This is a genomic window from Xanthomonas euvesicatoria (genome assembly GCF_013112235.1).
Lineage (GTDB): Bacteria > Pseudomonadota > Gammaproteobacteria > Xanthomonadales > Xanthomonadaceae > Xanthomonas > Xanthomonas euvesicatoria.
Genome location: NZ_JABFFS010000001.1, coordinates 1217859 through 1231396 on the forward strand (window position 1 = coordinate 1217859; position 13538 = coordinate 1231396).

Here is a 13538-nt window from a genome sequence, read left to right on the forward strand (position 1 = left end):
CCCGCCGGTAGCGGTCTTGACCCTGCCAGCGCCGCCGCGCAAGGTGCTGGCTCACAGGGAGCAGTGCAGGGCCTGCAGTGTGCAAGCCCGGCACAGTACGCACGCCAACAGGATCGCCTCATGACATTCGCCCGCATCGCGCTGGCCGCATTCACCGCCGTGGCAGCAACCACCTGCGAACTCGCGCCGCCAACCTCGCCTGAGCACGCGCCGGCATCCATCGCGCGTGCAGCTCGCACGCGCACTGCCAGCGACATCAACGCACCCAGCAGCGCGCCACCGTCGCAGGGAGCTCGGACCCTGAAGACCCATGCCGACACCGCGCCCTATCTCTGCCACCCCGGCTCAGACACCTGCGTCGCTGGCAGCCCGTTGCTGGCCAGCTCGCAGACAGAAGCGCGCTGGCTGATTGCCCACGGCTACCCATCGCCGGCCGAGCACGCACGCTTGAGCAAGCTGGATCTGGCCCAGTTGCAGGTCGAATTGCAGGCGGGCAATCCGGCCGCCACCGTGTTCTACGGCAGCAGGACCGCACTTAGCGGCCGCTTCGAGAGCGGCGTGGCGATCTTGCGCAAGGCCGCAGCCACCGGAAATATCTACGCCTACTACGGGCTGTCCGAGGCCTACAACGGCGAGACCCCGCAAAAGAACCTGGTCGAGAGCGCAGCGTATCTGCGGCTCGCCTATCTGCTCGGCGATCGCAAGGCATCGGCGGCCATCGCACAAAGAGGCTTGAGCGGTATCGAAAACGTCGTTGCAGATGAGCGTGCGGCAGTGCTGTACCAGACCTTTGCCAAGTCCTCGCGCCCGTCTCCACGGCCGTTTGAGTGATGCGTGATGGTGGGCGACAGGTTGCTGCACGACCCCGGACGCGCGGCCGCGCAGGGTGCATGCGCTGCCAGCAAACGGTCATGCGGTTGCACGTCATGACTAGCGCGGCATCATGCAAGCGAGGTCATGACGCGCGCGCATCATCGGCACGCAGGCACGCAGGCACGCAGGCACGCAGGCAGCTGGCAGACCTGACCAATCACAATGACGCGGTAGCCGTAGCCTGGAGTCAGCCGGTCAGCTACATGCAGATGCTTTTGCGACAAACAACCGCGCACCAATTGCGCGCGCTGTGTCGAAGTGCGATTGCGGAAAGCCCGCATCCGGCACTGTCAGCAGCTCCGAGGTGCGCACCTGCGCACCGCAGAAATCGAAGATGCCGTGGTTGATCTGCGTTTTCATCGCACCGAAGTAGCCGTGCCGCGCGTAGGTGCGCTCGTCTGCGCCGCCAATGGCCAGCATGTGCACATCAAGGTGCTGCAGCTTCTTCATGATCTTGCCGTCGGCGCTTTCGTCGAACGCCCAGCCCAGCGTAAACACCCGGTCGATCCAGCCTTTGAGCAGTGCCGGAAACGACCACCAGTAAATCGAGAACACCAGCACCAGCGCATCGGCCCGGTCCAGCCGCGCGTGTTCGGCTGCTACATCTGGCGCAGGTGCCGCGCGCTGCTGAAAGAGCGCGATGTCAGCCTGGTTGAAGCGCGGGTCGAAACCTTCCTGCGCCAGGTCAGCAACCTCGAACGTGTGGCCGCCGCCGGCTTCTGCCAGTCCTGCGCCTACCTGCGCGGCAATGGCGTGCGTCAGCGAGCGCGGCTCGGGGTGTGCAACAACAATCAGGGCATGCATGCGGGGAATCACTCCAAAGAAAAAATAAGCGCGGCTTCACGTGCAGCCGCATCAATGCGACAGCACGCTACCGGCGTGTTGCAAAAAGCGCCGTCAACGCGAAACGGGATGCGGTCAGGTAGCGAGCCACGCCAGCGATGGCGGGCAAGGTCGCCCGACCACGCGCGGTGTAAAAAGGCCAGCAAGAAGCGAGCACAGCAGTGGCCATCTCACCCCACGCAGCGCCACACGCATCACCACGCAGAGCGCATCAATGAATTCGCAGCGCCGCAATCTTGCCGTCCACTAACCGGAACACATGCTCCAGCTGCAGCGGGCTCTGCGGGAAGGCGCCCGAAACCTGCGCCTCGGTGCTCGCGACCTTCGTCGTATACCACCACAGCATCGGCCAGGTGGGGCAGCAACAACGCCGCATCGCCGCTATTGCTGGCCGCAAAGAAGCAGGCAACCGCATCGGGCAGGGCAAATGCCATGGCGGGGTCTCCATTACAAAACGTGTGTGCCATCATCGGCAGCCGCCACGCCGGCCACAAGAACGCAGGCAAAGGTAAGTCACGCACCCATGGGAAAGCCGCACACCCCGGACACCGCACCGCTTTGGGGCAGGCGCTGTGCCCTGCGTCGGATGCAATGCTTACTTGGGGCGCGGCGCCAAAATAACGGGGTCAGGTTTACTTACCCACCCAAACACCGCTGCCACCCACCGGCAGGAGCCGCCACCTGCTCCCATCCATTGCGCAGCCGCTTCATCGCTTGCCCGCCCACGCATGCATAACCCAGCTGCTTGGCTTCTGCAGTGCCAAGACCCGGCAATGTGATGACGGAGTCCGATGGGGCAGGGCGCCCCTGACGTTGCGCTTCATTGCGCAGCATCATGTTCTCGACGCCTTGGCAGTAACGCACCATGCCCGGATGCGGGTGCGTGCGGTATTGCTCGCAGTTGAAGGGCGTGGTGTCGTGCGCCATCGAGTTATACGGCTGTTGCGTTGACGCAATGTACTTGCTTGTTGCCGTGCCGGTGGCCGAGCGCATGCCTTGTGCATGCGCCGGCTGCACGTATGCCGCGCCACACAGCACTGACGTTGCCAGCACGAGGCATCGCGCGATGGTGGTGATCCTGTCCATGGTGTTCCCCCTGTATGCACCGATCCTAGCCCACGCGCTGCATGCGCGTGTGGATCAGGTCGCTTGACGGTGCGAGCTTGCGTGCTCGATCACATAGCGCCTTGCTTGCATCGAAGAAAGTGCGTTACCGGGCGGTGCCCAAATCCCCCAGCACATCATCCACCTGCTCAGCCAAGTGCTGCAGGCAATGCGCCCACTGCTGCAGGGGAATGGCCGGCATGCCCATTGCGCCTTCCTCGCGGGTGCGCGGTGTGGCCAAGGTGGCCAGCAGACGCAGTTGGTCGCGTACGCGTAGCAGGTGGTATTGCGTGCCTTCGGACATCCAGTAGCCGGGTTCGTCGTGCATGCCGCTCTCCTTGCCATGGGCTGGCTCCCGCTGCACAACGCAGCGGGATACCGGGAGGCTAGAAACCGCAGACAGCCGGCGGGCTTATTCCCCTTGCGGGTGTTGTATTCGCCGCCCTCCCGGCGCAAGAACGCCGAGCCGTGCCAGGCCTTTCGGCCAGGCACAAAAAACCCACCAAATTCTCGGAGGTGGGTGCCGCTGTCTGTGTGGAGTTTCTAGGCTCCGAGCGGGAGTGTGCGGGCGGTGGTGGCTAGGGTCAAGTTACAGCGCTCGCCCTGCGCCGGTGCGCAACTAGCATATGCGTACTGCGGGTTTGGCGTGTATCAAGCGGTGTGAGGTGATGCAACGCAGACCGCCATCGGGCCCTGATGGCGTCGTGGTGCTCCGCAAGCGTGCGATCTAGCGGGACAGGCTGCCCTGGCTAGGCTCGTTCATTCCACGTGCCAGCTCTTGCTGCTGTGTCAGGGCTCTTTCCTGCGCGATGGCTTGGTTGGCCGCCAGGAGTTTCTGGTCCGACTGTTCCACCGGGGTGCGAATTGCCTGGTCGATCTCCACGTGCACACGCTTGTGCCCAGGGTCATCCAGCCGCCCTTCTACCGCAAACACGTTGCCGGTCTTGCCCATCACAACATGGTCCACGCGGCTCAACGCATTGTCTGCCAGCGAGCGATCCCCCGCAGCCGGGTAGGCCTCGCGGTTGTCCTTGCACACGGCCAGCAGGCTACGGCTGACGCGCTCGCTCATGTCGTCGTACGGCTTGCCCACGCTATCGTCGATCTTGCGGACGCCACTGCGAATCTGCTCCAGCATGCGGTGATCCGGGTGCGCAGGATCGTCCGGCCCAAGCGAACCCGTTGCAGCAGGCGCACTGGGCACGACCGGAACATAGGTATGGTCGTGCGCGGGACTGACGCTTCCATCCTGGGTATGGTCGAAATGATGCAGCGTGGACGGCCTGGTACTTGTGTCCTGATACGGAAACGGTGACTTGTTGACGCCTCGGTCGAGCCCTTCGTTCTCGATCAAATGTTCTTTGAGCCCCAGCGCTGCCATATCGATGGTCACCTGCGGCCGGGCACCTTGATACATCACGTTCGCACGGTCTTCGGCCTGCAGAATCTGCTCTACAGCCCAGGTGCCGTAGTAATTGGTGTAATCCGCAGTGGGCTGCAGCTGGCCAGCTTGATTGCGGTGCTCGCCGAGGCCTACCGGGTGCTGGCCTGGCTGCGCGTAGAGGGGAGATGGACGGTCGAAGTAATGCTGGCCCATTGCGGCGATGTTGCTGACCGTTGGAGACAAACTGCCATCCTGATTGAAGCCGAGGCCAGGATTTGCCACTGCCTTAGTGGTAAGCGGATCCCTGTGTACGAAATCTAGTGTCCTCGCATTCTTGGTGTTTAACATGAGATCAAGGCCATTGGCAGTCGGATTAGACTGTCTTTCGTGGCTGAGTAACGCATTCCAACCCGCGATTTCTGCTTTCGCTTCGTCCTCGCGTCCCGACTGGATATATGAACGCAGCTCGTTGGTGTAGTCGTGCACAGGAGTCTTGGCGATTGCCTGACTCCTTACATCATTCAGAAAGTTGGCGGTAGCTTTTGTTTTATCCGCATGATTAAAGCTGTGTTGAATTTCATGCCCAAGTACGAACACCATATCTTTCTCAGAGAATCTGCCCTGAGGGTTGTTGGCAGATGCTGTCTGCAAGCCAATCGGCGGCAAATTCATAACCTTGTTGTTGCCATCATAGGTCCCGCCGGCGGAGACACCCGGTCCAACAAATCCAAAGCTCTCAAGTTGTGCACGTTTCGGGCTTGATGTATCCGAAGGATCGACGGTGGTTGCCGCTTTCTTAAGCTGATCAGCAAGGAACGGTGATCTGTTTAGCGTGGACTGCAAGTTGTCCACCATATCCTGCGTCACAGGATGACTGACTCTGGCCACATCTTGATACGTGCTCCGAGCAAACACCAGAGTCATATGTTGGACTTGCAGCGTAGCCTTTAAATCACTACTAGGAGTTGTGCCTGCTGGCTGAAAGCTTGCCGTCGGGAGCGTGATAACTCCGCTTTGCATGTCGTAACTGCCCACTAAATTTGGGGCTCTATTAGCTGATGACTGTAAGGAAAATCCCTGCAAATGCCCTTGTTTAGCCTCTTTCTCGAACTCTTTAAGAAGCGTTGTGTTGGAGATAATTGCCGTGCGCAGTTGCTGTGCTTGATCCCGCGTCACACTTGGATCAGTTGAGAAACGGGCAAGCGCTGCTTCGAGTTGGGGGCTGACGGCTGCCATCTTTCGTTCCTTGTTGATTAGTTCAACGTACCGATAGATTTGACGCAAAGTCGACCAGGCTCACGGACCACAATGTTCCTCGGGACAACGGAAATAACGATATCCCCACCAACTCCATCTTTTGCAAATTTTGTGTAACGCCAATCCTCAAGCTGACCAATCGGTCCGTAAGTGGGTGAGGCATTAAAGCCCATTGCTTTAAGTGCCTTGTCATAATGATCAAAATCAAGCCCGCAGACAGCAGACATATTAGACCAATCGTCTTTATCGTTTTGAAAAGTCAAGTCCACGCCTTTTAAAAGCGAGGGCGATTCTGGAACATAGGTAAATGCATAGCGCCACCCATCTTGCAGATCGATGCTCCAGTACGCCACTGACAGCTCTGCTGGATCTGGTTTCTTAAGAGTGATCCCCATAACTTCCCGAATACGTTCGGGACTCAGGTCATCACGGGACTCTAGCCCCTCGATCAGTTTCAAGAACCGATTGCCTATTTCTTCAGCGCTAAGCGTAATTTTGTTGGCGGTGACAGCCTCTGGCAAAGTCATGTCAGCGTGCTCCTTCGGAAGCGGCTTCAGTGGTCCATGGGCACAAGCACTTAGTGCAGGTGCGCAGAGTGCGGTTAGGAAGAGCAGGGCTGCTCGGGGGAAGCGCATTGGCAGATCCTAAGGGGTGACAGACGCAGCATACAATGTGTGAATTCATACGTAGAAAAGCTGGCGAGAGCTGCTTCGAGTTGCGGGCTAGGCGTTGCCATCAGCTTCCGTCCTTGGTTAGTTCAGTGTTCCAATTGATTTGACACATAGCCTGCCGGGAGAACCTGGCACTTCATTTTGAGGAAGGAGCGAAATCACAATGTCGTTTCCGCTTCCGTCTTTCGCGAACCTAGCAAACCGCCAGCTTTGTAGTTGGCCGATCTCACCATGCACGGGCGAATCCACAAATCCCAACTCAATAAGCGAACTTTTGTATTCCTTAAAATCGACGCAGTTATCTTGAAGACTTGAAGATCCTTCATCCTCGTTGACAAAAGACAGACCAATGCCCTGCTTGAGAGCACGAGACTCGGGAGTAAGCTCCAATAAGTAGCTCCAGCCATTACTAAGCGCTTGGCCGTGGATATACGACTCAAGAGCCTCAGAGGGGAAGGAAACTTTTTTCAGAGAAATGCCAGTGACTTCGCGGACCCGATCGACTGTCAGATCTTTCCTGGAGTCCAACCCGCCCAGCAGTTTCAAAAATCTTTCGCCAATCTCAACAGCGCTGAGCGTAGGGTTGACCATTGAAGTATCAGGCGTCGTCATTGCACGCGGCTTTTTTGGAAGTGGCGAAGTAGGTTTAACAAGTGTATGTGCGCATGCACATAGCGAAGTTACGCAGAGGATGGCAACTGAGAACATTGCAACCTTGGTGGGTCTCATACGCGATCCGTACACGTAGGCAGGTCATCGTACTTGAGCAAGGCAGGTCGCGGGATCACTTCCGCGCAAAGGATTCACTCATAGCATCGCTGCTCCACTGAGCATGTGACTCAGCGGCAGATCGGTGCACGCATACCATCTCGAATCCGTCCTGACATAACGTCATCGGCCCGGGTCGAAGTCGCGATGATCTTGAGCAGCCACGTCACCTGCGGGAACACTACGCGTTCCTCTCTGCTGTCTTCCATCAACCACAGCTCCGATGTCTTTCGGATGCTGGTGAAGTTAGGGATACTAACTCTTGTTGTCAACAGGCAGATTCTTCGAAAAGCGTGGCTTCCAAACGGTATCGCTTGCTCTAACTCATGCCCTTCAAAGCAGCCGACGTCACCACTCATCGCGTCGCCTCGACGGCATGCCTGTCGCGCTCATGCCGCTGCGCCGCTTCCAGCGCCGCCACGAATCCTGCATCGGCATCGGTACATGGGCTTGTAGGTGCAGGTGCCGATGTCTTCTGCAATGCGGAAGCCTTCGCCCAGGCTGCTGCATTGGTGCGGTTCGCATTGCCGCGTGCTGCACCGTGTAGCAGCTGGCGTGAGGCAGCGAAGCTGCGGCCGCGGCCGCGGGTGATGAGATGGTTACCTTCCGTCTCGCATCCGTCACGCCAGGCGCTGCCATCAGTGAGTAGCCCCCATAGTCCCGGTGCTGGCAAGGCGCTCGCCAATATGCATACCCACCTTCAGACCCGGTTCGGTATGCACGCCAGCCTGCTGTTCTATACGCGCGATACAGCGTCAGCGCCGCGTGCCAAAACGCCAACGCCCCGACCAGGTCGGGGCGTTGGTGATCGAGCGCTGCTTGCGCTACATCACTGCGTGCGATGTACGCGACGCATAGTCCTGATGCGGTTTACAGCACGGCAGGCATCCGCCTACCGATCATGCACCCGATTTACTTATTCGATTTGACAGCGTCGCGCACGTCATCGGCAACTTCGCCGGCCTTGCGCTGCACCTTGCCAACATTCTTTTCGGCGGCGCCTTCCAGTTCGGTGCTCTTGTCGCCAGTGACGCGGCCGATGGCTTCCTTGACCGAGCCCTTGACCTGCTTGGCGGCACCGTCGATACGATTCTTATCCATGGATGTTTCTCGTCGTTTGGGGAACCCGTCCAGTCTGTGCGTGCCGGCGTGAGCATGATGTGCGCTTGCGTCCGGATGCCCCGGTTGCGAATGCACTAGTTGCGTTACTACATTCGCGCCAGCCGCATTCAGCCAGCAGGGCCTGGCTGAGCCGAATCTTCAAGGCATGCAGTGGACATGGTCATCGGCTGATTGACGCTGGGATGCTGCGGTAAGCAACGGCCGTAGCGTTACTGCAACTCACTCTACGCTCGCTGCCACCAGCCGCTGCCACAGTGCGGCGTTGGCGTCGCTGTCCGGCTGCAGGGTGGCCAGGATGCCGAGCGCGTGGTCTTCGTGCTCGGCACCGTGGCGGGCGAGCATGGCCAGGGCGGCGGCGAGGCGGCCGTAGCGCAATGCCAGGCCGAGCGGGGTGGCGAGCAGGCTGGTGTCGTGTTCGGGGCGCTGTTCGTCCAGCGCGGTGCCGAGTTGTGGCGGCAGGTCCCAGGCGGTGGCAATGGTCTTGGCCACGGCGGCGGTATGGCGTTCGACCAGGGCGGCGGCTACCTCCAGGTTGTAGGGCACGCCGCGGCGCTCGGCGTAGGTGTCGCGCAGGACGCGCAGGATCACGATCGCGCCCAGGCCCTGCAGCAAGCCGGCGAGTTGACCGGACAAGGTGTCGCCGCCGCGTTCGCGCAGATAGGCGGCTGCGGCGGTGGCGGTGCGCAGGGCGTAATCCCACACGGCGGCAGGCAGGCGTGAGTACAGCCCGCCATCCAGGCTCAGCACCGGCTGCATGACGGCGGCGGCGACGATCTGGCGCACGCCTTCGGTGCCGATATGCACGACCGCGCGCTCCAGGCTTTCCAGCGGGCCGCCTTGCGGGCGGTACAGCGCACTGTTGGCGATGCGCAGCAAGTTGGCTGCCAACGCGGGGTCCTGCGCAATGATCGCGGCGATGCCGCGGCCGGAGGCATCGGGGTCGTTTACCGCACGCATCAGCTGCGGCAACAGGTGCGGGCGACGCGGCAGCAATTGCGGCCGCAGGTCGACTTGTTCGAGCGCGGCGGCGACGGCGGCCAACACCTCGGCCTGGGCGGGGTCGGTGGGCAGCGTGCCCTCGGCCAGCGATGGCGTGGCCATCACCGCCGCATACATGCGCCGCAACAGCGGGCGCATCGGCGGCGGTTCGATTTGCAACGTCTGCGCAGCGGGCGGCGGCACGGGCTGCTGCAGCGGCGCGACAGGCGATGGTGCCGGTGCAATCGGCGAGGGCGAGGGCGACGCATGTGCTGTGGACGCATTGCTTGCCGACGGCGTCGCGATGTCATCGGCCTTGGCGTCGCGGCGTCGCGCCAGCAACCACCACAGACCTCCGGCGAGCACAACGGCACCTAGCAGTCCGGCGGCGAGCAGCAACACAGTGACGAGCATCATGGAAAAATCGTCCGATCAGTGCGGCGACTATCCGCGAAGCCGGTCGCGGCGGCAATGCGAGCGTGTGTCGCTGGGCATTGCCGTCGGACGGTCGGCCAGGCTGGCGCGCACATGTAGCAAGGCCAACGTCGCGTCGTTGCGGGCTGGGGCAACGCAGTGCGTGCAGCAGGCAGCAGCTCATACCTCGCCGAGCCGCCCCCGCCCGTGCGCGATAGTGGCGCACGCGGGCCATGGCCTGCCGATGATGTGCAACGGCCGGTTCATGGCTAGCATGCAGAGACGTTCTCTGCCCAAGCGAGTGCCCATGTCCACCGTCACGCTCCACCGCGTCATACGTGCCAGCCCCGAGCGGATCTATCGCGCCTTCCTCCAAGCCGATGCGGTGGCCAAGTGGCTGCCGCCCAATGGCTTCACCTGCACCGTGGAGCATTTGCATGCGCATGTCGGCGGCACCTTCCGCATGGCGTTCACCAATTTCGCCAATGGCCAGCGCCACGCGTTCGGCGGCACCTACCGCGAGCTGCAACCCAACGTGCTGTTGCGCTACGACGATGCGTTCGACGACCCCTCGCTGCCTAGCACCATGGTCACCACGGTGCAGTTGCATACGCTGCCGTGCGGTACCGATCTGCACGTGGTGCAGGAAGGCATTCCCGCGCAGATTCCGCTACACGCCTGCTACCTGGGTTGGCAGGATTCGTTGATGCTGTTGGCGCATCTGGTGGAAGCGCATCCGGAGAATTGATCGGCTGCCGCGTACCGCGTGCTTGGTGCAGTGCAGCGATGAGAGGCATGTCTTCAGACTGACGGCTGCGCTGCACGTCGCGCTAACGCGGCGCGCGCCACTATGCATCACCAGCTGTGCAGCCCTAGAGCATCTAGGCAGCTTAAAGGGTGCAGGCATCCGCAGTTGGACCACATTCGCTCACCGACAGACACCGCGCACCGCGCGGTGTCTTCGTTTGGGTAAGAAGCCAATGCCGCGCATCGCACGCGCCGCTGTAGAGCGGTGCCTTCCAGGTCACATTGCGGCCATCGACCTGCGCTACAGCGTGCCCTGCTTCCACAGCTGCACGATTTCCGCAGGTGCATGTTCTTCGGGGATGCGCAGCGGCTCGCTGGCGCCATCCCAGACGATGCTGAAATAGCGGCGATCGCCACCGCCGGCCTGCGGCGCCGGCAACGCGTGCGCCATGCACTGATCCAGCACGCTGCGCAGTCGCACCCGCTGCGCATCGTCCAGCGCATCCATCGCCAACTGGCGCTCGCGGCGCATGGCCGGAAACGCCGCCACCCCGCCTTCGCGCGCCAGTCGCAAGGTCACGCCGGTTTCCACCGGTGGCCGTTGTGGGCTCATGCGAGCACGCCCACGTCGCGCCAGGCTTGCTGCACTGCTGCGGTTTCGCTGCTGTTGGCGCCGTACTCGGCGCTGGCCACCTCGACGGTCAGCGCGGCGAAGGTGGCGAAGTCCGCGCCGGCGGCCAGCTCGCCACCGGTGAGCGCGCGATACCAGATGCGCCCGGTCTTCTCCCACGCCGCCCCACCGATCGCGACGGCGGCCCGATAGAACGCGTGATTGGGAATGCCGGAGTTGTAGTGCACGCCGCCATCGTCCTCTTGCGTGTCGACATAGCCGGCCATGGTCGCCGGCTGCGGGTCCTTGCCCAGGGCCGGGTCATCGTACGCACTGCCGGGCGCCTGCATCGAGCGCAGGCCCACGCCCTTGATGCCGGGCATCAGCAAGCCGGCGCCGATGATCCAGTCGGCCTGGTCGGCGCTCTGGCGCAGCGTGTACTGCTTGATCAGCACGCCGAACACGTCCGAAATCGATTCGTTCAAGGCACCGGACTGGCCTTGGTAGATCAGGTTGGCGGTGCGCTCGGTGACGCCGTGGGTGAGCTCGTGCCCGACCACATCCAGGGCGATGGTGAAGCGGTTGAACACCTCGCCGTCGCCGTCGCCGAACACCATCTGCTCGCCGTTCCAGAACGCGTTGTCGTAGCCGCGCTCGTAATGCACGCTGCCGATCAGCGGCATGCCCGCCGCGTCGATCGAATTGCGCCCGTACACGGTCTGGAAAAAATCGTGGGTCGCGCCCAGGTAGTCGTAGGCTTCGGTCACCGCCACGTCCTGGGTGGCGGCGGCACCTTCGTCACGCACCAGGGTGCCGGGCAGGGCGGTGCCTTGCTGGGCATCGTAGATGCGCCGCTGCACCGCCGGGGCGGTCTGTTGCGCCTTGGCATCTGCCGCCGGCGCATCGGCGCGTGCCAGCAGCCCCAGTGCGCGCTGCTGCCGTAGCTGGGCGGTGATTTGCCGCGAAAGCAGCGCGCACTGGCGCGCGTGTGCGGGCGCAGCCTGCGCCACATGTTCGAGCAGATACGGCGGCAGGATCCCGGCGCGGCGCGCGCTGACAAACGCGGACATAAGCGACCTCCACAATGGCTGCGCCAGCGACTATGCGGGCGCCGGCTTTAGGAATTCGTTAGCCGGCGCCGGTGGCCGCGTGCAGTGCGGATCGCATGGGGTGTTGCGTTCATTCCAGCTGCGACAGCGCCTGCGCAATGGGGGTCTGCCCGTCGATAAAGCCGATCGTTTTGCCGATGCTGCCCGGCGTTGCCAGTGCGGCGGCGATCACCTGCGCCACGTTGGCACGCGAGACGCCGCCTTCGGCATCGCTGCCCGGGTCGCGGGTGATGCGGCCCGAGGGCGGGTCCAGGGTGAGCCGGCCGGGGCCGAGCACGGTCCAGTCCAGCGTGGTACTGCGCAGGTGCGCATCGGCAGCGGCCTTGGCCTGCGCATAGGCGAAGAAGGCATCGTCCGGCCCGATGCCGTGTTCCAGCCCTGCGCCGAGATAGGACACCATCACATAGCGCCGCACGCGCGCCTGCTCGGCCGCATGCATGGAGCGAATGGCCGCATCGCGATCCACCGCGTAGGTGCGCGCCGCCTCGCCGCCGCCCGCCCCGGCCGACCACACCACCGCATCGTGACCGGCCAGTTGCGCGGCGATGGCATCGGTCTGTGCGTGTTCGATATCGAACACCACCGGCGTGGCGCCATCGGCCATCACGTCGTCTTCGTGTGCAGGGTTGCGGAACAGCGCGGTGACCTGATGCCCGCCTTGCACCAACAGCGGCGTGAGCAGGCGCGCCACCTTGCCGTGGCCACCGATGACGAGAATTCGAGACATGTACCTCTCCAACAGCTGCGCGCCGACATGGCGCGGAAAGGCGGCCATCCTCGCCAATGCGGTGCTAAGGCGGTGTAATCGCGCACCGGCACTGCCATACCGCGATAAGCGCATGCCTTCCGCAGTTGCGCGCTGCCGCCGCTGCTTCCTGGATGGCGCTCCTCAGTGCCAAGGCGTGGCGATCGAACATTCCGGCCAGCATTCCCCGCAGCCACCACATCTAGGACACTGACGGGCCAGAGTCTGCGAGAGTTGCTGATGCCGATGTCTTCCGAGTTACGCCCGCGCGTTGGCTGCGGTGCCTTCATCCAGCGCGCCGATGGCCGCCTGTTGCTGGTGCTGCGCGGGCGTGCGCCCGAGCAAGGCCATTGGGGGCTGCCCGGCGGCAAGGTGGACTGGATGGAAACCGTGGAAGCCACGGTGGTGCGCGAAGTGCTCGAAGAAACCGGCCTGCAGGTGCACCCGCAGCGCGTGCTCTGCGTGGTCAGCCACTTCGAGCCGGACATGGACCCGCCGCAGCATTGGGTGGCGCCGGTGTATCTGGCCAGCATCCAGGGCCCGGAACAGGCGGTGCTGCGCGAACCGCAGGTGCTGCTGGAACTCGGCTGGTTCGCACTCGATGCCCTGCCCACGCCACTGACCCGCTCGGCCATGCAGGCGGTGCAGCAGGTGCAGGCCGAGCACGCCGCAGCCCGGGCATGACTGCCTGACAGCCGCGCTGCGGCTCTCGTGCGGCGGGCATGTGCTGCGCCGCGCAGGTCACATGGATTTTGTCGCCGCGCTCGGCTATTTTCTGCGCTGCCGGGGCGAGGGGACAGCGCGCCCGGCGGATCGAATCGCACGGCCGGGATGCCGAACGACTGCGTGGCGCCCGGCCACTCATCAGGGGACACGAATGGAATCGCTCTATCCGCAAGGCCCGGCCGTGGTG

Annotated in this window: 14 protein-coding genes; 3 read left to right on the plus strand and 11 right to left on the minus strand. The window is 62.7% G+C overall.

From position 1 onward, the window contains the following. Positions 1 to 120 precede the first annotated feature (120 nt). A complete protein-coding gene (locus tag HLH45_RS05090) occupies positions 121 to 831 on the plus strand; it encodes an SEL1-like repeat protein (protein ID WP_008574047.1) in 711 nt (236 codons plus the stop codon). Positions 832 to 1068: 237 nt separating this feature from the next. On the opposite strand, the gene HLH45_RS05095 is transcribed toward HLH45_RS05090, so the two are convergent. From HLH45_RS05095 to HLH45_RS05125, 8 genes are all read right to left on the minus strand, one after another. After that, positions 1069 to 1677, minus strand: coding sequence for an NAD(P)H-dependent oxidoreductase (locus HLH45_RS05095; protein ID WP_008574046.1), 609 nt, complete (start codon positions 1675 to 1677; stop codon positions 1069 to 1071). Between the two features lie 675 nt (positions 1678 to 2352). Next, positions 2353 to 2802: a hypothetical protein gene (locus HLH45_RS21735; RefSeq protein ID WP_008574041.1), complete on the minus strand. Its 450-nt coding sequence runs from the start codon at positions 2800 to 2802 to the stop codon at positions 2353 to 2355. 124 nt (positions 2803 to 2926) lie between these two features. Then, on the minus strand, positions 2927 to 3148 hold the full coding sequence (locus tag HLH45_RS05100; protein ID WP_005921785.1) for an XAC0095 family protein: 222 nt from the start codon (positions 3146 to 3148) through the stop codon (positions 2927 to 2929). A 399-nt stretch (positions 3149 to 3547) separates the two neighbouring features. After that, complete coding sequence (locus HLH45_RS05105; RefSeq protein WP_033478803.1) at positions 3548 to 5380, minus strand: XVIPCD domain-containing protein; 1833 nt, start codon at positions 5378 to 5380, stop codon at positions 3548 to 3550. A gap of 77 nt (positions 5381 to 5457) precedes the next feature. Continuing rightward, positions 5458 to 6096, minus strand: coding sequence for a hypothetical protein (locus HLH45_RS05110; protein WP_031420504.1), 639 nt, complete (start codon positions 6094 to 6096; stop codon positions 5458 to 5460). Between the two features lie 117 nt (positions 6097 to 6213). Then, a complete protein-coding gene (locus tag HLH45_RS05115) occupies positions 6214 to 6861 on the minus strand; it encodes a hypothetical protein (protein WP_074053288.1) in 648 nt (215 codons plus the stop codon). Between the two features lie 951 nt (positions 6862 to 7812). Next, positions 7813 to 8001 carry a CsbD family protein gene (locus tag HLH45_RS05120; RefSeq protein ID WP_008575250.1) on the minus strand — a complete coding sequence of 63 codons (189 nt, stop codon included), beginning with the start codon at positions 7999 to 8001 and terminating at the stop codon, positions 7813 to 7815. A gap of 240 nt (positions 8002 to 8241) precedes the next feature. After that, positions 8242 to 9417: an HDOD domain-containing protein gene (locus HLH45_RS05125; protein WP_008575251.1), complete on the minus strand. Its 1176-nt coding sequence runs from the start codon at positions 9415 to 9417 to the stop codon at positions 8242 to 8244. A 214-nt stretch (positions 9418 to 9631) separates the two neighbouring features. Here HLH45_RS05125 and HLH45_RS05130 point away from each other — a divergent pair, with 214 nt between their 5' ends. Further along, positions 9632 to 10162, plus strand: a complete 531-nt coding sequence (locus HLH45_RS05130; RefSeq protein WP_033478951.1) for an SRPBCC family protein — start codon at positions 9632 to 9634, stop codon at positions 10160 to 10162. A gap of 300 nt (positions 10163 to 10462) precedes the next feature. On the opposite strand, the gene HLH45_RS05135 is transcribed toward HLH45_RS05130, so the two are convergent. The 3 genes from HLH45_RS05135 to HLH45_RS05145 form a co-directional block, all read right to left on the minus strand. Further along, positions 10463 to 10774 carry a protealysin inhibitor emfourin gene (locus HLH45_RS05135; protein WP_005917446.1) on the minus strand — a complete coding sequence of 104 codons (312 nt, stop codon included), beginning with the start codon at positions 10772 to 10774 and terminating at the stop codon, positions 10463 to 10465. Next, a complete protein-coding gene (locus HLH45_RS05140; RefSeq protein WP_008573870.1) occupies positions 10771 to 11841 on the minus strand; it encodes a M4 family metallopeptidase in 1071 nt (356 codons plus the stop codon). The genes HLH45_RS05135 and HLH45_RS05140 overlap by 4 nt, the downstream gene beginning before the upstream one ends. 109 nt (positions 11842 to 11950) lie before the next feature. Further along, positions 11951 to 12607, minus strand: coding sequence for an SDR family oxidoreductase (locus HLH45_RS05145; RefSeq protein WP_031420512.1), 657 nt, complete (start codon positions 12605 to 12607; stop codon positions 11951 to 11953). Positions 12608 to 12865: 258 nt separating this feature from the next. Here HLH45_RS05145 and HLH45_RS05150 point away from each other — a divergent pair, with 258 nt between their 5' ends. Continuing rightward, the gene (locus HLH45_RS05150; protein WP_008573866.1) at positions 12866 to 13309 is read left to right on the plus strand and encodes an NUDIX domain-containing protein; all 444 of its coding nucleotides are present in this window, start codon (positions 12866 to 12868) and stop codon (positions 13307 to 13309) included. Positions 13310 to 13538: the final 229 nt, after the last annotated feature.